The sequence below is a fragment of the Pacificispira spongiicola genome (assembly GCF_012926505.1).
GTDB lineage: Bacteria > Pseudomonadota > Alphaproteobacteria > UBA8366 > Aestuariispiraceae > Pacificispira > Pacificispira spongiicola.
This window is the reverse complement of the sequence record NZ_JABBNT010000002.1, coordinates 800,101-820,109: the sequence shown is the minus strand read 5'-3', so window position 1 is coordinate 820,109 and position 20,009 is coordinate 800,101. Positions and strand designations below refer to the sequence as shown.

Annotated in this window: 18 protein-coding genes; 10 read left to right on the top strand and 8 right to left on the bottom strand. The window is 62.6% G+C overall.

What is annotated here, in order from left to right:
- The first annotated feature begins 6 nt into the window (after positions 1-6).
- The gene (locus HH303_RS09150) at positions 7-1,593 is read left to right on the top strand and encodes a gamma-glutamyltransferase (RefSeq protein ID WP_169624980.1); all 1,587 of its coding nucleotides are present in this window, start codon (positions 7-9) and stop codon (positions 1,591-1,593) included.
- Positions 1,593-2,747 carry a pyridoxal phosphate-dependent aminotransferase gene (locus HH303_RS09145; protein ID WP_169624978.1) on the top strand — a complete coding sequence of 385 codons (1,155 nt, stop codon included), beginning with the start codon at positions 1,593-1,595 and terminating at the stop codon, positions 2,745-2,747. The genes HH303_RS09150 and HH303_RS09145 overlap by 1 nt, the downstream gene beginning before the upstream one ends.
- A gap of 12 nt (positions 2,748-2,759) precedes the next feature.
- Here HH303_RS09145 and HH303_RS20285 read toward each other — a convergent pair whose 3' ends face one another.
- Positions 2,760-5,627: an ankyrin repeat domain-containing protein gene (locus HH303_RS20285; RefSeq protein ID WP_169624976.1), complete on the bottom strand. Its 2,868-nt coding sequence runs from the start codon at positions 5,625-5,627 to the stop codon at positions 2,760-2,762.
- A 227-nt stretch (positions 5,628-5,854) separates the two neighbouring features.
- A complete protein-coding gene (folB, locus tag HH303_RS09135) occupies positions 5,855-6,289 on the bottom strand; it encodes a dihydroneopterin aldolase (protein ID WP_169624975.1) in 435 nt (144 codons plus the stop codon).
- A gap of 197 nt (positions 6,290-6,486) precedes the next feature.
- On the opposite strand from folB, the gene folP reads away from it, so the two are divergent.
- From folP to HH303_RS09120, 3 genes are all read left to right on the top strand, one after another.
- Positions 6,487-7,410, top strand: a complete 924-nt coding sequence (folP, locus tag HH303_RS09130; protein WP_169624973.1) for a dihydropteroate synthase — start codon at positions 6,487-6,489, stop codon at positions 7,408-7,410.
- Positions 7,407-7,904: a 2-amino-4-hydroxy-6-hydroxymethyldihydropteridine diphosphokinase gene (folK, locus tag HH303_RS09125; RefSeq protein WP_169624971.1), complete on the top strand. Its 498-nt coding sequence runs from the start codon at positions 7,407-7,409 to the stop codon at positions 7,902-7,904. The genes folP and folK overlap by 4 nt, the downstream gene beginning before the upstream one ends.
- A 285-nt stretch (positions 7,905-8,189) precedes the next feature.
- Positions 8,190-8,513, top strand: coding sequence for a helix-turn-helix domain-containing protein (locus HH303_RS09120; protein WP_169624970.1), 324 nt, complete (start codon positions 8,190-8,192; stop codon positions 8,511-8,513).
- 94 nt (positions 8,514-8,607) lie between these two features.
- Here the strand turns inward: HH303_RS09120 and HH303_RS09115 are convergent, their stop codons facing one another.
- The 3 genes from HH303_RS09115 to HH303_RS09105 all read right to left on the bottom strand — a co-directional run bounded on the left by HH303_RS09115 (position 8,608) and on the right by HH303_RS09105 (position 10,278).
- Positions 8,608-9,414 (bottom strand): vWA domain-containing protein, encoded by an 807-nt coding sequence (locus HH303_RS09115; RefSeq protein WP_169624969.1) that lies wholly within the window; start codon positions 9,412-9,414, stop codon positions 8,608-8,610.
- 69 nt (positions 9,415-9,483) lie between these two features.
- Entirely contained in the window at positions 9,484-9,909 is a 426-nt protein-coding gene (locus HH303_RS09110; RefSeq protein WP_169624968.1) for a hypothetical protein, read from the bottom strand.
- Positions 9,910-9,912: 3 nt separating this feature from the next.
- Positions 9,913-10,278, bottom strand: coding sequence for a (2Fe-2S) ferredoxin domain-containing protein (locus HH303_RS09105; protein WP_169624967.1), 366 nt, complete (start codon positions 10,276-10,278; stop codon positions 9,913-9,915).
- A gap of 121 nt (positions 10,279-10,399) precedes the next feature.
- Here HH303_RS09105 and gorA point away from each other — a divergent pair, with 121 nt between their 5' ends.
- Both gorA and HH303_RS09095 read left to right on the top strand, forming a co-directional pair.
- Entirely contained in the window at positions 10,400-11,767 is a 1,368-nt protein-coding gene (gene gorA / locus HH303_RS09100; RefSeq protein ID WP_169624965.1) for a glutathione-disulfide reductase, read from the top strand.
- Between the two features lie 107 nt (positions 11,768-11,874).
- Positions 11,875-13,311, top strand: a complete 1,437-nt coding sequence (locus HH303_RS09095) for a dihydrolipoyl dehydrogenase (protein WP_227421633.1) — start codon at positions 11,875-11,877, stop codon at positions 13,309-13,311.
- A gap of 4 nt (positions 13,312-13,315) precedes the next feature.
- Here HH303_RS09095 and HH303_RS09090 read toward each other — a convergent pair whose 3' ends face one another.
- On the bottom strand, positions 13,316-13,480 hold the full coding sequence (locus tag HH303_RS09090) for a DUF3012 domain-containing protein (RefSeq protein ID WP_169624963.1): 165 nt from the start codon (positions 13,478-13,480) through the stop codon (positions 13,316-13,318).
- A gap of 34 nt (positions 13,481-13,514) precedes the next feature.
- Positions 13,515-14,102 carry a BON domain-containing protein gene (locus tag HH303_RS09085; protein ID WP_169624961.1) on the bottom strand — a complete coding sequence of 196 codons (588 nt, stop codon included), beginning with the start codon at positions 14,100-14,102 and terminating at the stop codon, positions 13,515-13,517.
- Positions 14,103-14,308: 206 nt separating this feature from the next.
- Between HH303_RS09085 and HH303_RS09080 the strand changes: the two genes are divergently transcribed.
- The 3 genes from HH303_RS09080 to HH303_RS09070 all read left to right on the top strand — a co-directional run bounded on the left by HH303_RS09080 (position 14,309) and on the right by HH303_RS09070 (position 17,504).
- A complete protein-coding gene (locus HH303_RS09080; protein WP_169625102.1) occupies positions 14,309-15,694 on the top strand; it encodes a class II 3-deoxy-7-phosphoheptulonate synthase in 1,386 nt (461 codons plus the stop codon).
- 90 nt (positions 15,695-15,784) lie between these two features.
- Entirely contained in the window at positions 15,785-16,918 is a 1,134-nt protein-coding gene (locus HH303_RS09075) for a beta/alpha barrel domain-containing protein (protein WP_169624960.1), read from the top strand.
- A 16-nt stretch (positions 16,919-16,934) separates the two neighbouring features.
- Entirely contained in the window at positions 16,935-17,504 is a 570-nt protein-coding gene (locus HH303_RS09070) for a PAS domain-containing protein (RefSeq protein ID WP_169624958.1), read from the top strand.
- Here the strand turns inward: HH303_RS09070 and HH303_RS09065 are convergent.
- Positions 17,501-19,996 carry a mechanosensitive ion channel family protein gene (locus HH303_RS09065; protein WP_169624956.1) on the bottom strand — a complete coding sequence of 832 codons (2,496 nt, stop codon included), beginning with the start codon at positions 19,994-19,996 and terminating at the stop codon, positions 17,501-17,503. The genes HH303_RS09070 and HH303_RS09065 overlap by 4 nt on opposite strands.
- Between the last annotated feature and the right edge of the window lie 13 nt (positions 19,997-20,009).

The following is a 20,009-nucleotide window of genomic DNA, read 5'->3' as shown; positions in this document are numbered from 1 at the left end:
GGTGCAATGTTTGCGGTATCCGCCTGCTCCGGCGGGGGCGAATCCCAGTATGGGAATGTCGGCTATATCGAGGGGTTTTACGGCGGCGTGTCGTCGGAAGAACCGACGGCGGCTCTGATCGGCCGCAATGTTCTGACCTCCGGAGGGAGCGCGGCTGATGCGGCCGTGGCCATGGGCTTCGCGCTGTCCGTGACCTACCCGCAGGCGGCGGGGTTGGGCGGTGGCGGTGTCTGCCTCGTCCACGATGCCGTGCTGGGCCTTACGGAAGTATTGGATTTCGTGCCCCCCGCAGCCTCCGGTACGGGCGGCGATCGCCCTTCTGCCGTGCCGACATTTGTGCGCGGGATGGCGGCGCTTCATGCGCGATACGGTCGGTTCCCCTGGCGCGGAGTCGTAACCCCGGCGGAACGGCTGGCGCGGTTGGGGTATCGCGTTTCGCGAGCCATGACCTATGAATTGACGCGTGCGGCGGATGCGCTGTACCGGGAACCGGCGATGAGCCGCGTTTTCGCGCCCAGCGGTCGCTTGGTCGGGGAAGGCGACAAGCTGATTCAGGCCGACTTGGCCGGGGTCTTGGGACAGATTCGCGCCAACGGGGCCGGAGCGTTCTACCAAGGGGTGCTGGCCCGCCGAATTGTCGACGGCGTAAAGAACGCGGGCGGCAATCTGACTTTTGAGGAATTGAGCGCCTATTCCCCGACGTGGCGCCTGCCGATTACGATCCTTTATGACAATGACGAATTGTCCTTCGCGCCGCCGCCCGCCGCCGGTGGTCCGATGGAAGCGGTGATGTGGCGAATGCTGGCGGATGATGACCGTTACGCCGAGGCGGATGCGTCGGAACGCCCGCATCTTCTGGCGGAGGTTATGAAGCGTGCCTCCGCGGATCGTAAGACCTGGCTGGCGCCCGGTTTCAACAGCAGCATGCCCGTGGAGCAAGTTACCGATCCGGATCGTGCCGCCGCTTTGTTGGCGACCTATGACCCGACGCGTCCGACGCCGGGGAACGTGTTGGACCCGAAAGGCCGCCAATTGGCCGAGGTGATTTCCGGAACCGGGTTCGTCGTCGTCGACAAGGACGGGATGGGGATCGCCTGCAATCTGACACTGTACAATCCGTTCGGCACCGGTCGGATTGCGGACGGAACGGGTATCATTCTTGCCGCCGCACCGGGACTCCAGGGTCGCAATCCGCTCGGCCTCGGCCCCGTCATGGTGACCAATGCGAATACCTTTCGGTTCAAGATGGCGCTGGCGGCCAGCGGCGGACCATTGGCCCCCGCCACGACCGTGCAAGTGCTGGCGGATACGTTGCTGGCCGGGCAGACGATTGAACAAAGCATCGAGGAACCGCGTTTCCTGGCGGTCGACGTTCCCGATGCGGTAATCGTCGAAAACCGAAACGGCGATGCCTTGGCACAATCCCTGTCGGCGAAGGGACATAAGGTTTCGCGCCTCGATTGGCAGGGGCGCGCCTCGGCGATCTATTGTCCCAAGGGCTTGGACGGAACATCTACGGAAGCGCGCACCTGTCAGGCGGTTTCCGATCCGCGCGGTCACGGTCTGGCCCCATATTCCGAAAGCGGTAGTTGATGGCGCTGAAGGTCGGCCGCCGGGGCGCCATTCCGGCATTCCTGGTGATGGAGGTCATGCGGGCGGCTGCCTTGCGCGAACGCGAAGGGAAAGCGGTCTACCATCTGGAAGTCGGACAGCCCGGTACCTCTGCCCCGCGCGGCGTGATCGAGGCCGCGCATAAGGCGCTAGACGGGGATCGCATCGGCTATACCGTCGCCCTGGGGATTCCCGAACTGCGCGCCGCGATCGCGACGGATTATGCCGACCGCTATGGAATCAAAGTGCCGGAAGACCGGATCGTGGTTACCACAGGGTCGTCCGGCGGCTTCATCCTCAGCTTCCTGGCCGCCTTCGATCCGGGGGATCGTGTCGCCCTGGCGGCGCCGGGATATCCTTGCTACCGACATATTCTGTCGGCACTGGGGATCGATCCGGTCATGCTGCCCGCCCAGGCAGAAGACCGTTTCCAACCGACACCGGCCTTGCTGGAAAAGGCGATGGAAGACGGCCCGATCGACGGCTTGATCGTCGCGTCGCCGTCCAACCCGGCAGGAACCATGCTGGGACGCGAGGCGCTGACGGCGTTGCTCGACTATTGCCGAGACAAGGGCATTCGGGTGATTTCGGATGAAATCTATCACGGCATCACCTTTGGGGAGCCTGCCGTATCCGCTGCCGGACTCGATTCTGGCGTGGTGGTGGTGAACAGTTTCTCGAAATATTTCTCGATGACCGGATGGCGGCTCGGCTGGTTGGTCGTGCCGGAAGACATGCTGCGCGCCGTCGAATGTCTGGCGCAGAACCTGTTCATCTCTCCGCCGACACTCAGCCAGATCGCGGCCGTCGCGGCCTTCGACTGCCATGACGAATTGCAGGCCAATCTGGCACGCTACGGAGCGAACCGGGAATTCCTGCTGGCGGAACTGCCGAAGGCAGGTTTCAGCGATTTGGCGCCGTCGGACGGGGCCTTCTACCTCTATGCCGATGTCGGGACGCGCACGAATGACAGTCGTGATTTTTGCGCTCGCATCCTGAACGAAACCGGCGTGGCAATTACCTCCGGCCTGGATTTCGATGCGGATCGCGGCAACCGAACGGTGCGGTTTTCCTTTGCCGGATCGACGGAGGAAATCGAAGCCGCTGCGGAAGCCCTGAAAAATTGGGGCGGCTAGCAGCCGCGTCGGTTAACTGGCCCGGAACGGGTTGCCGATAACCAGGCGGTAGAAGCCGTGCTGATCGTCCAGGCCGGACAGCTTCAAGTGAATGAAGACCGGGCGGCGGCGATCCTGATCGGGCCAATAGGTGAAATACCGGCCCCGATTGGTTTCCGGACGCAGATCGCGGAACAGCGTTTCCTGGTTTTCGTATTCGGCGGTGACGAAGCCCGCATGGCCTTCCGGAATACGATCCTGAATGGCGCGCCGCGCGGCGTCGAATTGCGCAATGGCGGAGGACGGATTGGTCAGCGGACGACTGTCCACCTGAATTGCGACAAGACGGTCCGACGCCTTTCTGTCGAACTGTGCGACGACGACTTTCGCATCTGTCAGGAAGCTGTCGACATTCAGTTTGCAGGCGGTGAAATCGTCACCGATATCCTTACAAACCTCGATCTTGTCGCGCAGGCTGGCCAGCGTGTCGGACCAGCTCAATCCCATCATCAGATTGCCGTAATCCTGTTCGCTGGCGGCGAGGACGAGGCGTTCTTCCAGATCGGCGCGTCCGGCTTCCCGGGCATAATCCGACGCCTGACGTCCGTCCGTCGACACGATCTTCGGATCGGCGCCGAAGGCCATCAGCATATAGGCGGTCTGCGGATCGCCTTTCAGCGAGGCGCGCATCAGCGGGGTCAGGCCATCCGACATGGCGTTCGGGTCGCCGCCTTTTTCAAGCAGCACCCCCAGAATCCCGGCCAGATCGGGGCGGTCGGCATTCTGAACGACGCGGTGGATCAGGCGCGGCGGGATAGAGGCGCCGTCCGACACCAGCAGTCGGACGATATCCGACTGACCGTGGAGGGCCGCCTGTTCCAGGGCGGATCGAACACCGGACCCGAAGGAATCTTCCACGGCAAAGCGGGCTTCATCCAGTTTGAAGTCGGATGGTGCGCCGTCCAGCAGGGCAACAACGGCCCCCTGATCGCCCCGATCGATCGCGGATTTCAGTTTTGCCGTGAACACGCGCGGGTCGGCCTGCGCCACGGGCGGGGCGGGCTTGGCCGGGGGTTGGAAGACAGAGGCGGTTTCGGTCGCGGTATCGGTGCCGTCCGTTGTCGCGGCCGGTTCGATATCGGCCAGTTTGGCGACGGCTTCGGCCAGGGCGCGACCGGCGGCGGACGGGGCCTCTCCGGACGGGGCTTGGCCCGCCTGGGCGGTTTCCAAGGCGGGTGCGGATTCCGTCTGACCCGGAATGGCGGGACCGTCCTGCATCTGTGCCGGGGCGGTCAGTGCCTCGGTCAGCAATTCACTTCCGGGGCTGACTTGGTTCGTTGCTTGTCCGGCGCCGGACAGGCGAACGAGCGCATCCTGTTCGGCACGAATTTGTTCCAGCCGCGCGAGAACATGAGGATGGGCCGCCGCGATTTCGATCGGTCCGACATTGCAGCCGCGTTGCGCCGTCAGCGCCGCCCCGCGCTCGGCCAGGAGAGAGGCGGCGCGGACACGGCCATTGGCGGCGGCGACGGATAGTGGCGTCAGGCAGCCATAGACGCCGCCCGCCAAATCGACCGGTGCCCCGGCATCGATCATGCGTTGCAGGGCCTGACTGCGGCCTTCGGCGGCGACACGGTGCAGGACGGAACGGCCGTCCTTGCTGGGCAGGGTCGGATCCGCTCCCGCCTGCAGCAGCAGACTGACCGCGGCAAGGTTTCCAGCCCGCGCGGCGCGCAGCAAGGCCGGATTGCCTTCCATATCAACCATGTTGGGATCGACGCCTTCTGCAAGGCGCGCTCGAACGGATTGCAGGTCGCCGGATTCAATGGCCTCGATCAGGCCCGCGCTCGGCAGCATCGTGCCGAATTGCCCGGAAATCCCGGCAAAGACACGGCCCGCGAAGTCCGGATTGATGGCTGACAAGGCAAGACCGGAGGCAAGAGCGCCGGCGAACACGCCGCTCATCAACGCGGCGCGGCTGGCACTGCCGCTCGATTTCCGCTCACGCGGGGCGGTGGGATCTTCGCGGCGACCCTGACGACGGGTGGAAGGCTTGCGCAGGGATGACAGGAAGCCTTGCACGCGGGTCTGTCCGGAACGTCGTTCCGTCGGATCGGCGGTCAGGTTTCGGCGCTGATACGTCTCAGTGCCGGGGGCCTTTAGGCCGCTATCCGTGGACGGCGCGGGATTGCCGTCGTCGTTCAGATTGCCTGGAATGCGCCAACCGCCCGCCAGGAATTCGTCGTCGGCCAGTTTCGGCGTCGATTTCGGCGGGGGGGAATAGGGCTGCGGCGCGTATGGACGTTCGAAAGCCGGTTCGCGGGATTCGTCGATCTGGCGGCGGCCCGCGGTCGACGCGGGGTGGGGCGCCGGTTCCGGATCCTGTTCGACCCAATGTTCCTCACCATGCAGGCCCAGACTGCCTTGCATATGTTCCGGTTTGACCGTCGGCCAGAAGCGAAGCTGGGGGTGGTTGTCCGGGTCCAGCATGTCTTCGGGAGGCAGTCCGGTGGTATCACGGCTGTCCGAATTGTGTCCCACCGGCGCGGGCGGAAGGTCCGGCTGAGGGCCGGTCGGCTGGAACGGGGCGGTGTTCTGGGTAACCGAACCTGCCTGGATCGGCGCTTCGTCGTCGGGCAGGTTGAAATGCGCCGCAGCGGCGGCCTGCGCCCGCAACATGGGCGAATCCACGACTTGGCCGTCGCGCACGGTGACAATGTCGGCATATTCGGTTTCGCCGGAAATGGGGGAGACCTGCGCCTGGATAAGGCGAAGTTCGTCGTAACGATCCTCGCTGATCAACGCCCCCAAACGCATGATGGCCGTCTGGTCAGACTCGAGGCTTTCCAGATTCTGCCAATAGCGCCCGGTGCGCCCCTGTATCCAAAACGTTCGTTCCACGGTTCCCGCCCGTTTCGCCCCATTCACGTCGGCTAAATGATACCACCCCGGTACCGTTCAACATCGTTCCGCACCCTACATGTGGGGCCGGAGACGGTTCAAGGACCGAAATGTCGGGGCAGGGCGCGTCGATCGGAATGCGCGGAAATCGGGCGATTTTTACGCGGGGACGTGAAATAGCATCACACCGCGAAACGAGCGGACAGCGGCTGTTTTCGCGAATCGGGTCAGCGGCTGCGGGTCACTTCCACACCGACGGAGGCCGCGAGCGCCAAGGCTTCCGGCTTTTCGACGCGGACCTTCGCCGACAAGATGCGGTGGTCTTCCAGGCACAAATCGGCGATTCGGTTTGCCAGCGTTTCGACCAACTTTACATGGCCTTCTTCGGCCATCTGCTGGATGCGCTCGACGATCCGGGCGTAACAGGGGACGGCGTCGTAGTCGTCCGCTTCCCAATCGTCCAGCGGCACGGCTTCCAGATCCAGGTTGATGCAGACCGGTTGGACCTTGCGGTGTTCATAGTCGAAGACGCCGATGCTCCAGTCCAGGCGCAGGTCGCGCACGGCAATGCGATAGGCGACGTCTTCCGCCGGAACGGGGTGAACGGCGCTGTCGCGTCGGATCGGGTAGCTTGCCTGGGCGAGCTCTGAAATTACACGCATCGTCGACAACCCCTGATCTAGTGTCGAATAGTCCCCGTCTGCGACCGGTCTCCCCGCCCGACGGTCAGGAAAACCGCGCTTGGCAAAACCGACCCACCGGGCTACTTCCCGGTGCCGAGCGGCACACACTACCCGATGGGGTAATGATGGCAAGATTTCCTAGGCCCTGACCCTCTTCCCAGACAGGAGGTCCCTCCATGCCCAGAAACATTCTCACGGCCCCGCCGTCCCGGTGCTTGGTTATGGGTATCGTGAATGTCACGCCGGACTCCTTCTCCGGCGACGGACTAGGCCGCGAAAGCGACATTCCGCAGGCCGCGGTCGATCAGGCGAGGGCGATGGTGGCCGCCGGGGCCGATATTTTGGACATTGGCGGGGAAAGTACCCGACCCGGCGCGGAACCTGTTTCGGAGGCCGACGAATTGGCCCGTGTCGTGCCGGTCGTGGCGGCGATCCGTGCCGCCCTGCCGGATATCGCGTTGTCGGTCGACACCTACAAGGCGCGGGTCATGGCGGCGGCCCTGGATGCGGGCGCGGATATCGCGAACGATGTCTGGGCCCTGCGCGCCGACCCGGATATGGGACCGATGCTGGCGAAACGCGATTGTCCTGTCATCCTGATGCATAACCGCAGCAAACCGGGCCATGCGGAAATCGACCGGCGTCTGGGCGGCAGTTATGTCGCGCCGGATTACGGCGACGATTTCCTGGGGAGATTCCTGGACGAAATGCGCGCGATTGCGGCGCAGGCGATATCCAGTGGGATCGATGCAAGCCGGATCGTGCTGGACCCCGGTGTCGGCTTCGGCAAGACACCGGATCAGAACATGGTTCTGATCGACGCCATCGACGTGCTGCGGGCGCTCGGCTATCCGGTTCTGCTCGCGGCCAGCCGGAAAAGCTTCATGGGGAAGGTTCTGAACCTGCCTGCCGACGACCGTCTGGAAACGACCCTGGCGACGACCGCCTTGGCCGTGCAACGCGGTGCCTTGGGGGTGCGGGTGCATGACGTGGCGGAAAACACCAAAGTGGTCCGCATGACGGAAGCGGTTCTGTCCAGCGGCGCGGCCGCGCGGCGGCGGTATGCCGCTGGCAATGCGAAGGAAGAGGCGACGAAATGACGGAACGCGTTTACCTGGCCCTGGGCGGCAATCTGGGGGACCGTCGGGCCAACCTGATCGCCGCATTGCGGGCGTTGCCGGATTTCGCGCCGGTCAAGCGGCTGTCGCGCCTGTACGAAACCGCGCCGATGTATGTCGCCGATCAACCGGCCTTCCTGAACATGGCGGTGGAGGCCGAAACGGACCTATCCCCCATGGACCTGTTGGATCGGTTGAAGACGCTGGAAACCGAAATCGGTCGGGTTCCGTCCGTCGTCAACGGGCCGCGTGCCATTGATCTGGATATCCTTTTCTATGGCGATGCCACCGTCGACCATGGCCGGTTGACGATCCCGCATCCCCGGTTGGCGGAGCGGGCTTTTGTCCTCGCCCCCTTGGGCGATATCGCCCCTGATTTCGTGGGGCCGGGTCTGGACGCGACGATTGCCGAACTGCTGGCCGTCGTGCCCGGTCGGGATACGGTCGTCGTGGTGGCGCCTCTCGACATGGATTGACAGTGCGCCATGCGTCTGACGCATAGCTATCCTTCGATCTTTGCAGTTCGATTTCCGACTCGTTGCAATAATGTGTCGCTCAGCGCCGGGCTTGAGACGGCCGACGCGGTTTTCCGATCACGGCATTCCGAAGTGACGCTCCGATAAAAAGAGCGCCCGGGGATGCCGTTAACCAATTTTTCGGAAATCCCGTGTCACTGTTTCGCCATGGCAACACAACGAAAATCGATTGCGCGGTCCTGAAACCGGGGCGCGCCACGAACGCGACGAATAGGAACCGACACGATGACCGATACCGTTAACAAACCGACCCGTACCCTGATGACCGGCCCCTGGGCCGACGGCGGCCGCCGTATGGCCGAACTGCGCCTTGGCCTGGAAGTGACGACGGCCGAATTGGCCGAACAGGCCGGTCTGCCGTCCGCCGCCTGGGTTGCCGACGTCGAAGCGGGCCGCCGCCCGGTTCCGTCTTCCTTCTACAAGACGCTGGCGCATCAATTCGGCTTCACCCCGGCAGCCTTCGCCGCTGAATGTCTGAAGCATTACGACGCCGACGCCTTCGAGGCCTTGTTCGGCGCCGAAATCGTCGAACTGAAGGTTGCCGCGTAACAGAATTTGCCCGTTTGCAAGACAGGCAGCCCCGCCGGATCGCATGGTTCGGCGGGGTTTTTGTTTGGCTGAATTACTGGCTTGAAAGGTCGGATCACGACAGCGGGCGCATGCCGCATTGATCGACGATCTTGGCGATCGCTTCCGCCGCCCCGCGCCCGGATTCCGAGGTGACGGCAAAAACGCCGCCGGTCAATTGCGGGTAGCTGCGCATGATCCCTTCGACGCGCGGGTCGGGTGCCATTTGGAAACCCGATGCCGGGATGAAGACAGACGATATCCGGATATCCCGCGACAGGGCTTCCGTCGTCACGGCGCGGGCGTTCACATCGTCCACCCCTTCCTTGAACGCGTCGTCGAATCCGCCGGGTAGGTTGTCGGTGATCAGAACCAGCAGACGGCTGTGCGCCCGCCACTGGGCCGTGAAATCCCCGTCCTGATCGCGACCTTGCGCGGGTAGACCCAGAATGGCCGTTCTTAAAGCCTCGTCGCTTGCTTCGGGGCCGCCCTCGCCACCTTCCGCCTTCATCCGGCGGATGGCCCAAACGGTTTCCTGCCGCGCTTCCTCAGGATCGGCTACCGCGCCCAAATCCATTTCGACGGTCACCCGGTCCTTGAAGCTGATCAGCCCCAGACGATAGTCGCCGGCGGAAACGAATTTGACGAGGTCGATCAGGCGCACAGCCTCCCGCTTCATGTCGCGGATCGCGGCGGCCATGGAATTCGTTGTGTCCAGAGCGATGACCAGATCGACGGATCCGCATTTGCCCTCGCGTCCCGTGCCGTAGGGGGCGGGGCCGTCGTCATCGCCGCCCCAGAATTGCGCGTGGGTGGGATGCGGCAGGATCGATGCCGCCGCAATGACGACCGCGAAGGCGATATGTCGAAGCCGGATTGCCATGGTCCGGTCAGCTTATCATGTGCCTCCCGGTCGCGGCAGAATTATCGCGATGCCTATAGCGATGCTGCATTAGGGCATGGCATAGACATAAACGCGGCATTCCGATGTCCCATCCAGATAGAACAGATAGGCCTGATCCTGTCCGCGTAGATTTTTGGGATCGTAGAGATTCAAGCCGTTGCCTTGCGCATATCCGAAGCGCATCCGCTTCTGACCCGGCGGGGTGACCGGAATAAAATAGCGATCCTTACGGCGTTGATTGAATTCCAGATTGGCGCAGGCCTCCGACAGGACGGCGGAAAGCTTCTGCGACAGCGTCGCCGGATCGACCGGAAAATTCACCCGATGCCCACCGGTGCGGGTCTTCACGTCGCCATGGGCTTCCGGCGCCACGGTATCGGGGATCGAGCGGAAGATTTCCTGCGCCTGCGCCGCATGGGTCCCGAAAAGCAGGAGCAGCATCACGATTGTGGCGGTGCGGCGGGGGAGGGGCATGGGTCACTCGCCCCCGACACGCGCCGGATCGGGAAAGGCCGCCGCCGCCTCGTCATAGGACTCCGCCTCCAACAGATCGAGCAGCCTGTCGACATCCGCCGCCTGCGCACCGAGAAGGAACGGGCCGCCGGGCAGCAGTTTCAGGGTCGGTCCGGCATGGCATTTCCCCATGCAATGCACGGGTTCGAGGGACAAGAAGTCACCGCGCGCCGCCAATTTTTCGGTGAGTACGGGCTGGAGCTCCTTTGCCCCGCGCGCACCACAGGACGGCAGTAAATCCCCGGCCCGGAAATTCACGCACATGCGCAGTCGGGTGAAACGGCGCTGTTCCGCCGCCTGGTCGGGATTTTTGGCTTTTATCTCCGGCAAATTAGAACTATTCCAATTTATCGCGGGACACCTATTGCCCTTCGCATCGGGGGGCCCTATGTCAGAGCCCGGTTGCTGGTCCATACTATGGACCGTCTAACATATAGGAGCGTCGAGAGATATGGGCGAGTACGACTACGATCTTTTCGTGATTGGGGCCGGTTCGGGCGGCGTTCGGGCCAGCCGCATGTCGGCCTCGTTGGGTGCGAAAGTCGCGGTCGCGGAAGAACGCTATCTGGGCGGGACCTGCGTCAATGTCGGCTGCGTGCCGAAAAAGCTGATGGTCTATGCCTCGCATTATCATGAAGATTTTGAGGAAGCGCGCGGTTTCGGCTGGACGGTCGGGGACTCCAGCTTCGACTGGGCGACGCTAGTCGAAAACAAGAACAAGGAAATCGCGCGGCTGAACGGCATCTACGGGTCGTTGCTGTCGAATGCGGGGGTGGAGTTGTACGAAGCCCGCGCGACGATCAAGGGCCCGCATGAAGTCGAAGTCGGCGGCAAGACGGTGACGGCGGAACGTATTCTGGTCGCGGTCGGCGGGTGGCCGTCGATCCCCGATATTCCGGGCAAGGAACATGTCGCGTCATCCAACGAATTCTTCTATCTGCCCGACTTGCCGAAACGGACGATCGTGGTCGGCGGCGGATATATCGCCGTGGAACTGGCGGGCATCCTGAACGGGCTGGGCAGCGCGGTGACGCAACTGTATCGCGGGCCGCATTTCTTGCGCGGTTTCGACGACGATATCCGGACCTTCCTGGCGGAAGAAATCCGCAAGAAAGGGATCGACCTGCGCTTCAATGCCAATATCGCCCGCGTTGACAAAAACGCGGATGGCAGCCTGAAAGCGACGCTTGAGGACGGATCGACCCAAGAGGCCGATTGCATTCTCTATGCGACGGGCCGTGCGCCGATGACGGACGGTCTGGGCCTGGAAAACGCCGGGGTCGAGCTGGCCAAGAACGGCGCCATCGTGGTGAATGACGATTTCCAATCTTCCGTCCCGTCGATTTATGCGCTGGGCGATGTGATCGACCGTGTGGCCCTGACCCCGGTGGCGATTTCCGAAGGCATGGTCTTCGCCCACAACACCTACGGCAAGGGTGGGCGCAAGATGGATTATCGCGACATTCCGACCGCCGTCTTCAGCCAGCCGCCCGTCGGAACGGTCGGCCTGACGGAATCGGAAGCCCGTGCGGCTTATGGCGATGTCACGGTCTATTGTTCCGAATTCCGGGCGATGAAGCACACCCTGTCCGGCGCGTCGGAACGCAGCTTCATGAAGCTGATCGTGCATCCGGAATCGGATCGCGTATTGGGCCTGCACATGGTCGGGCCGGAAGCGGGCGAAATCGTCCAGGGTTTCGGCGTCGCCATCAAGGCGGGGGCGACGAAGGCGGATTTCGATGCGACGGTCGGCATTCACCCGACCAGCGCGGAAGAATTCGTCACCATGCGCGAACCGGTTCCCGACAAGGCCGCCTGACGCCAACTCCCCGGCCAATATATTCCAGTCTTGATATATGACAACGCGCCCTTTCCGTACTCTTGTATGATTGGGAGCAAATCGTGCGGCTGTCAGAGGATTGGGTGATGGGTGAGCAAAAAACGGATGTCGTAATCCTGGGCGCCGGGACCGCCGGGTTTCAGGCTATGGCACAATTGCGGCGGGCCGGTCGGGATGTCCTGATGTTCGACGGTGGTACGCTGGGAACCACCTGCGCCCGGGTCGGCTGCATGCCGTCGAAGGTCGCCATCCAAATCGGCGAAGACCTGCACCGTGGCCGTCATGCCTTCGGGGAAGACGGCATTTCCGGCGGCGATGGGCTGACGCTCGATCGTGCGGCGGCTCTGCGCCGGGTGCGTGCCCTGCGCGACGGATTCGTGAAAAAGACGAATGCCCGAACGGTCGATGCGATGGAGCCGGGCCGCTTGATCCGCCATCACGGCCGCTTCGTCGAACCGACTGTCCTGGAAGCGGGCGGGGAGCGGTATCGGTTCGACACTGCCGTCATCGCGACGGGCAGCCGCCCGGTTCTGCCGCCGAGCTGGGTGGAACGGTTGGGCGACCGCCTGCTGCATACGGATATGCTGTTCGAACAGGAAACTCTGCCGGATCGGATCGCGGTCGTCGGTCTGGGCGCGATCGGGCTGGAACTGGGACAGGCGCTGTCGCGCTGGGGGATCACTGTAACGGGCTTCGACCTTCAGGAAACGATTGCGGGACTTGTCGATCCGGTCGCGCGGGATGCCGCCTTGGCCGCCTTGCGCCAGTCTTTCCCGATCCATCTGGGCCTTGCCGCCGATCCACAGGTCACAGCCGACGGTATCGCCATGGACACGCCCAACGGTCCCGTCATTGTGGATGCGGTGATCGCGGCCATGGGGCGGCGACCCAATCTGGATGGGTTGGGGTTGGACGCGCTGGGGATCGAAACCGACAAACGCGGCATGCCGGAATACGATCCGGCGACTATGCGGATCGGCAAGACGCCGATCTTCTTTGCGGGGGATGTGAACGGCGACCGCGCGGTCCTGCACGAGGCCGCGGATGAAGGTCGGATCGCGGGCTGGAACGTCGCGCGGGCCGACGCTCCGACGCGGTTCCGGCGTAAGGTCCCGCTGGGCGTCGTCTTTTCCGACCCGAATATCGCGACGGTCGGGCCTGTCGCGGACATCGTCGCGTCGCCGGATACCGTCGTCGGCACCGCCGCGATGACAGCCAATGGCCGGGCGACGGTCCTGGGCCAGACGGGCGGTGTGTTGCGGGTCTACGGACGGAAAACGGACGGTCGCCTATTGGGGGCGAGTCTGATCGGCGTTCATGCGGAACATCTGGGGCATCTGATGGCCTGGGCGGTCCAGGCCGGGACGACGGTTTATGACACGCTGTCCATGCCGTTCTACCACCCGGTGGTGGAGGAAGCCTTGCAGAACGCCCTACGCGATCTCGCCGGTCAGGTCGGCAAGCCGGTCGACGTTCCCTGGGATTTGATCCCAGAGGATGCCACGCCGCTTGCCGCCGATTGACGAATTAGAAGACGCAGTTTTTGGTGAAGTCGGCCGCCTCTTTGGCGGTCACGTTTTCCACGCCTCTTTCCTTGATGTCCTGGCACCATTCCTCCGACCCGACTTCCGGTTCGCAGGCGGTGAGGAGAAGGCTGCTGGCAAGCAAAGCGGCGGCGGCGACGTATTTCATGGTGTTTCGTTCCTCTTAACGGGCAAATAATTGGTTACCGAACGACAATATAGTCCGCCACGCTTCTGACGCGCGGCGTGTTGCGAACGACGGCGATGGCGCGGTCCCGTTCCGTCGCGGATTTCGCCCGGCCCAGGACATAGGCGGCGCCCAAGGGATCGACGGCGACACGGAAATTCAGGCTTTCCACCCCTTCCGCATTCAGCCAGTCGGCCTCGATCTCCGCCTTGACCTTCAGGCCTTCCGCGAAGCCGATCATGCGGTCGCCTTCGGCCTCCTGTTGCGCCTCGGTCATGTGTTTGACCTGCCAATACAGTTTGCGGATGCCGGCAATGTTGCCGATTTCCGACCGGAACCCGTCATAAACGGCTTTGTCGTCGACGATCCCATAGACCAACAGGCGCTGTTCGTAGATTTCGGTGGATACGGACGCGGTTTTGTATTTTGCCATCAATTTGTTGACACCGATGACGATGCGGTTGTCTTCGGCGATATCCTCCGCGCTGCGATCTTCCACCGCGCGCTGGACGAGCGTTACCGGAGAGCAGGCGGCAAGGCCGAGAAGGCCCGCAGCGGCAGCGGTCGCCAAGATCGTGCGCCGGGTCGGATTTTCCGTGGTCATGAACTGCTTCTCCCTTGTCTTTCCTCGTCCCGGACCAAAATTGACGTGTCTGCGCCAGGAAGGCAAATCGCATTGCCCGGCATTTTCGAGAATATCCGAAATTCCAGGAATATCCTGTGGAAAACCCCGGCCCGAGCGCGTAAAACAAGCGGTGAGTCCGGCCCACCCTGGCATAGGGGCCGGATAGGATGAATGGAGTGGAAACGATGGTACAAGGCAGCTGGTCCCCGAATTCCTGGCGCGGAAAGCCGATTTTGCAGGTCCCCACCTATCCGGATCAGGATGGGCTGCACGCGGTCGAGGCGGAACTCGCCGCCAATCCGCCGTTGGTATTTGCAGGGGAAGCGCGAAAGCTGAAGGCTGCGCTCGGTGAAGTCGCGGAAGGTCGCGCCTTCCTGCTTCAGGGTGGCGATTGCGCGGAAAGCTTCGCTGAATTTTCCGCGAACAACATCCGCGACACGTTCAAGGTGCTGCTGCAGATGGCGGTCGTCCTGACCTTCGGCGCGGCCTGTCCGGTGGTGAAGGTCGGTCGCATGGCCGGTCAGTTCGCGAAGCCGCGATCCGCCGATACGGAAAAGCAGGGCGATGTCGAACTGCCCAGCTACCGTGGCGACATCGTCAACGGTATCGACTTCACGGCCGCCGATCGCACGCCGGACCCGACGCGCATGCTGAAGGCCTATCATCAGGCGGCGTCCTCGCTGAACCTGCTGCGCGCCTTCGCGCAGGGCGGTTTCGCGGACCTGCATCAGGTGCATCAGTGGAACCTGGATTTCGTTGCGGACAGCGCACAGGGCGAACGCTATCAAGCGCTGGCCGACCGACTGGACGAGACGCTGAGCTTCATGGCCGCCTGCGGCCTGACCTCCGACCGGGTGCCGCAGATCGCGGAAACGGATTTCTACACCAGTCATGAAGGCCTGCTGTTGTGGTATGAAGAGGCATTGACCCGCCGCGACAGCATCACCGGTGGCTGGTACGATTGTTCCGCCCATATGATCTGGATCGGCGACCGGACGCGTCAGCCGGACGGCGCGCATATCGAATTCTGCCGTGGGGTGGAAAACCCGATCGGTATGAAATGCGGCCCGTCGACGGACCCGGACGAGTTGATCCGACTGATCGATATCCTGAACCCGAAGAACGAGGCCGGTCGCCTGACCCTGATCGCGCGTATGGGCAGCGATAAGGTGCACGATCATCTGCCCGCGCTGGTCCGCCGCGTGAAGGAAGAAGGCCGCAAGGTCGTGTGGTCCTGCGACCCGATGCACGGCAACGTCATCAAGGCGCCCAGCGGCTTCAAGACGCGTCCGTTCGACCGTATCCTGAGCGAGGTTCGGCAATTCTTCGAAGTCCATGAGGCCGAGGGCACCCATGCGGGCGGCGTGCATTTCGAAATGACCGGCAAGGACGTCACCGAATGTCTCGGCGGGGCTCAGGCGATTTCGGATTCGGACCTGTCGGCGCGCTATCACACGCATTGCGATCCGCGTCTGAACGGGGCCCAGTCTCTGGAACTCGCCTTCCTGATCGCGGAAGAACTGAAAGCGGGACGCGTCGGAAAGCTGCGGCCGTCGCAAGCGGCGGAGTAACCCTCCGCCGCCGGTTCGTTTGGCGGGTTCAGAGCCACTCACTCAAGGGATTCTCAATCCAGGCACTCTCACGGGGAGGACTGCGTCGGAATGACCGATCGCAAAGAGTTGGATGCCTATGTCCGCCGATGGACGGACGCGTATTTCAACAGAACCCGCGAAATCGTCGAGAAATTCGGCGATTCCAGGGTTACCTATGCGGTGTTCATGCGCCGTCCGGTCGTTTCCGCGACGCGTCAGGCGCTGGATTGGTTGAAGGAAGCGGTCGCCCTGCGTGGGGAAACCGTCGATATCGACCTCCGCTACGAGGAAGGCCGTTGGGTGGGCGCCGGGGAACCGATCTTCTATATCACCGGGTCGTTCGCCGTGTTGTGCGATCTGGAAACGCTGTTGCTGCAAAAGGTCGGGCCAGCCTGCGTCGCCGCCTATAACGCGTTTACCATGTGTCAGGAATTGCCGAAGACGTCTTTCCTGGCGATGGATGCCCGGCACTGCGCGGGGACCGAAATGGCGGAAATCATGGCCTATGCGGCCTCCGTCGGGTCGGACCGGGCAAAGCGCAAATCGGGCGCCGTCGGCTTCATCGGCAACGCCACGGATGCGACCGCCCATTATTTCGGTCAGGCGGCGGGAATGGGAACCATGCCGCATGCCTTGATCGGTTATGCCGGGTCGACGGTACGCGCGGCGGAGATGTTCCGGGAAACCCATCCAGACAAGATGCTGATCGTGCTTGTCGATTATTTCGGCCGGGAAGTGTCCGACGCCTTGGCCGTCTGCGATCGCTTCCCGGACTTGGCCAAGGCGGGCCAGATCGGCGTGCGCCTCGATACGATGGGCGGGCGGTTCTGCGAAGGGCTGGGCCCGGCGGAATCCTATGCCGTCTTGGATCGGAACGCCCCGCGCTCCATCCGTGGTTACCGGAATGAAGGCGAATTGCGTCACCTGATCGGTCCCGGTGTGTCCGCCGCCGCCGTTTGGCATATGCGCGAAGCCCTTGATCGGGCAGGGTATCCGGATGTGAAGATCGTCGCGTCGTCCGGTTTCGGCCCGGAAAAATGCAAGGTTATGGCATTGGCCGACGCCCCGATCGACGTCATCGGCACCGGCAGTTATCTGCCCGACCGTTGGGCGGAAACCTATGCCACCGCCGATATTGTCGAATATGACGGTCAGCCGCGCGTAAAAGTCGGGCGCGAATTTCTGCTGCGTAAGGTTAAGTAAAGGGCGAGGGCGCGCGGTGGATTGGCGCTGGTTATTCGGGAAAACGGTCCGGCGACCGCTTCCGGCGTTCCGGGCGGAGCTTGAAGGCTCCCCGGCGCTGGAACTTTTCGATTATTGGAACGAGAAGCGCGGGGCGCGGCCGTTTCCATCCAGCAAAAGCGTCGATGCCGTCGACATGCCCGCGGATTTGTTGCCCAATCTGCTCCTGGTCGAGGCCGACTCGAACGGGGGCTACCGGTTCCGGCTGGCCGGTACGCGCATGCGCGAAGTTTTCGGCGTCGACCCGACCGGAAAGTCCCTGGAACAGATACTGGACGGCGCCGATCTGGAAAATGCCCGTCGGTCCTATGGTCGTGTTCTGGAAAACGCCCGCCCATGGCTCAGCCGTGTCGTCTATGCCTCCCGGGACCGGGGTACTTTCACCTATCAGCGTCTGACCTTGCCGATCGGGTTGGGTCGCAAGCCGGATCGGCTACTCAGCGGTCTATTTGTGCGGAACGACAAGGCGTTTGTGCAGGATTTCGGCATCCTGCACCACAACAAGGCGCTTCAGGTTCAATCGCGTTTCGAGATGATGCTGGCCTAGGCGTTCTTGCCGTCGGTTGACTCTTTTCCCGACATGTCCAGTTCGGATGCCGGCGCCGTTTCGACAACCGGCGCCTCTTCCCGTGTGAAGTGAAGCACGCGCTGCGGGAAGGGGATGGAAATGCCTTCCTGATGGAAGCGCCGCAGGATTTCCCGGCGGATTTCGCTGCCGATAATCGCGACATAGAGGATGTCGCTGGTGAACATCCGAACCTCGACATCGATCTGGCTGTCCCCGAAATTCGTTACCAGGACGAAGGGTTCCGGGAACCGCCGCGCCCTAGGGTGGGCCTTCGCGATGTCCAGCATGACCGCGCAGACCTTGTCGATATCGCTGTCATAGGCGACGCCGACGCTGATATCGACCCGGCCCATCTTGTCCTTGTGGGTCCAGTTCTTCAACGATTGGGACAACAGGTCCGCATTAGGCACGATCACGCTGGCGCGCTGCCAGGTTTCGATTTCCGTGGCGCGCATATTGATTTGTTTCACCATGCCTTCGTTCGATCCGACGACGACCCAATCGCCGACCTTGATCGGCCGTTCGATCAGCAGGATCAGACCGGATACGAAGTTGTTCACGATGTTCTGAAGGCCGAAACCGATCCCGACCGACAGGGCCCCGGCGATCAGGGCGATATTGGTCAGATCCACTCCGGCGACAGCGACCGCCAGACCGGCGGCGACGACGAAGCCGATATAGCCGATGCCCGCCGTGATCGAATGGCGCAGACCTTCTTCGATTTCCGTTTCCGGCAGGATCTTTTCCGCGAGGTTGCGCTTCAACGCGCGGATCAGGGCCAGCGCTACCGTGAAGACGAGGATCGACAACAGAATGTCGGTTGGGGAGATCGTCACGCTGCCGACCTTCAATCCACCGAAAACCGTTCTTACCGCACGCAATAGGTCGGTTTCGGAAATGCCCCAACTGGGCGCGACGAGGCTGACCCCGATGGCGATCAGGGCAATATCCATCACAAACCGCGCCATGAACTTGATACGGCTGCGGGTCTTGTGCTGCAGGGCGAGTTGCTCGCGGATAAACACACTACTGACCGCCATGCCGATAAGATCACGGAACAGGCCGCGTAGAATGAACAGGATCGACGCCAGAACCGCCGATCCCAGCAGGTTGTTCAGCAAATAGTTCCCAAGGTTGATATAGCCCAAGGCCGGTGCGACCGTGCCGATGACGGTCAACACGATCAGCAGCGTATGCACTGCCTTCCAAAACGGTTTCGGCACGCCGCCGCCATCTGTCGGCGTGCTGCCGTCGTCCGCCGCCGCCACATCCGTTGCAGGCGGGTCGATCCAAAGCGACGGCCGCATCAGGGCGAGCGCGAAACCGCCCTGGGCCAAGTTGAAGGCGAATGTCCAAAAGGACAGGAAGCCGGGTGTCAGGACATCGTGAAAGGCGGGAACGTCCTCCGCGGTTCGGGACACGAAAGCGTCGATGCAGAACAGCAGCGCCAGCGGCGAGACCAGATTCATGATCCGCCGTCCCCGGCTCTGGGAAATGGAGGTTAGCCGCCATTTGTCGTCATCCGGGGACAGAACCGCATGGGGCAGGGCGGTTACCAAGACGAACACCATCAGGAAAACCGCGGCGAGACCGATTACCGCGCCGAAGTCGCCGTACAGGATCGTCGAATCCGCCTTTGTTCGGATGATGATCACGACCAATACCACGGATGGCAGGATGCCTTTCGCGACCCCGTCGGCAATCGCGGCGATCAGACGGCGGATATAGGGCGGTTGTTCCGTAACGGGTTGCGGTCCCAGGCGTTTGAGTAAAACCGTTCGCAACCACCAGCCGACCGCCAGGCCGATCAGAATGATGACACCGGATTGGAACAGGCCGGCGAACCCGCGTCCATGTTCCGGGATACCCTTCCACCATTCGGCGGCCAGCAGACCGAGACGCGCCAAGTATAGACCGATCCCCCGTGGGACTTCGGCAATGACATCCGGGTCGTAGGGTAAGTCGCCCTGCGCCATCAGGCGTTCGGCGAGCTGCGTGCGCTGGGTTTCCCCAATCCGGGCTTCCAGCGAAGTCGCGCGGGCGATTGTCAGGTCGGCCAATGAGGACTCCGCGCGCCGTTCGGCCAAGGCGTCGTTCAGACGGGTGCGTTCCGCCGCGACCGGTTCCGGTTCCGGCGTTGCGTTTTCTCCTTCCGGCGGCGGACCCAGGGCTTCGAGGCTGGACTGGATAACCGACCGTTCGGATTCGGCCGTGTTCTTGAGTTGTGTGGCGCTGCTAATGATCCGCGACAGCGTTCGTTTCAGGGAATCCGCGATATCGTTCGATAGATCCGGGTTTCGGATCATCGTTTCCAGCACATTCAGATCGTTGTTCCATTCCTGCATCTGCGCATCGACATTTGCCGGCAGGGCGGTCGACTCTGATGCGTTGGATTGGGCGAAGGCCGAATCGAACGGTGAAACCAATATGGCGGTGAGGAACAAGAACGCGGCGAGGAAACGTCGGGTCATCAAGAGTCTCAAC

Bases quoted from the DNA above. Each gene is read 5' to 3' on its own strand.
- HH303_RS09150 (WP_169624980.1), top strand. From the start codon at position 7: ATGTTTGCGGTATCCGCCTGCTCCGGCGGGGGCGAATCCCAGTATGGG.
- HH303_RS09145 (WP_169624978.1), top strand. From the start codon at position 1,593: ATGGCGCTGAAGGTCGGCCGCCGGGGCGCCATTCCGGCATTCCTGGTG.
- folB (WP_169624975.1), bottom strand. From the start codon at position 6,289: ATGCGTGTAATTTCAGAGCTCGCCCAGGCAAGCTACCCGATCCGACGC.
- folP (WP_169624973.1), top strand. From the start codon at position 6,487: ATGCCCAGAAACATTCTCACGGCCCCGCCGTCCCGGTGCTTGGTTATG.
- folK (WP_169624971.1), top strand. From the start codon at position 7,407: ATGACGGAACGCGTTTACCTGGCCCTGGGCGGCAATCTGGGGGACCGT.
- HH303_RS09120 (WP_169624970.1), top strand. From the start codon at position 8,190: ATGACCGATACCGTTAACAAACCGACCCGTACCCTGATGACCGGCCCC.
- HH303_RS09115 (WP_169624969.1), bottom strand. From the start codon at position 9,414: ATGGCAATCCGGCTTCGACATATCGCCTTCGCGGTCGTCATTGCGGCG.
- HH303_RS09110 (WP_169624968.1), bottom strand. From the start codon at position 9,909: ATGCCCCTCCCCCGCCGCACCGCCACAATCGTGATGCTGCTCCTGCTT.
- gorA (WP_169624965.1), top strand. From the start codon at position 10,400: ATGGGCGAGTACGACTACGATCTTTTCGTGATTGGGGCCGGTTCGGGC.
- HH303_RS09095 (WP_227421633.1), top strand. From the start codon at position 11,875: ATGGGTGAGCAAAAAACGGATGTCGTAATCCTGGGCGCCGGGACCGCC.
- HH303_RS09090 (WP_169624963.1), bottom strand. From the start codon at position 13,480: ATGAAATACGTCGCCGCCGCCGCTTTGCTTGCCAGCAGCCTTCTCCTC.
- HH303_RS09085 (WP_169624961.1), bottom strand. From the start codon at position 14,102: ATGACCACGGAAAATCCGACCCGGCGCACGATCTTGGCGACCGCTGCC.
- HH303_RS09080 (WP_169625102.1), top strand. From the start codon at position 14,309: ATGGTACAAGGCAGCTGGTCCCCGAATTCCTGGCGCGGAAAGCCGATT.
- HH303_RS09075 (WP_169624960.1), top strand. From the start codon at position 15,785: ATGACCGATCGCAAAGAGTTGGATGCCTATGTCCGCCGATGGACGGAC.
- HH303_RS09065 (WP_169624956.1), bottom strand. From the start codon at position 19,996: ATGACCCGACGTTTCCTCGCCGCGTTCTTGTTCCTCACCGCCATATTG.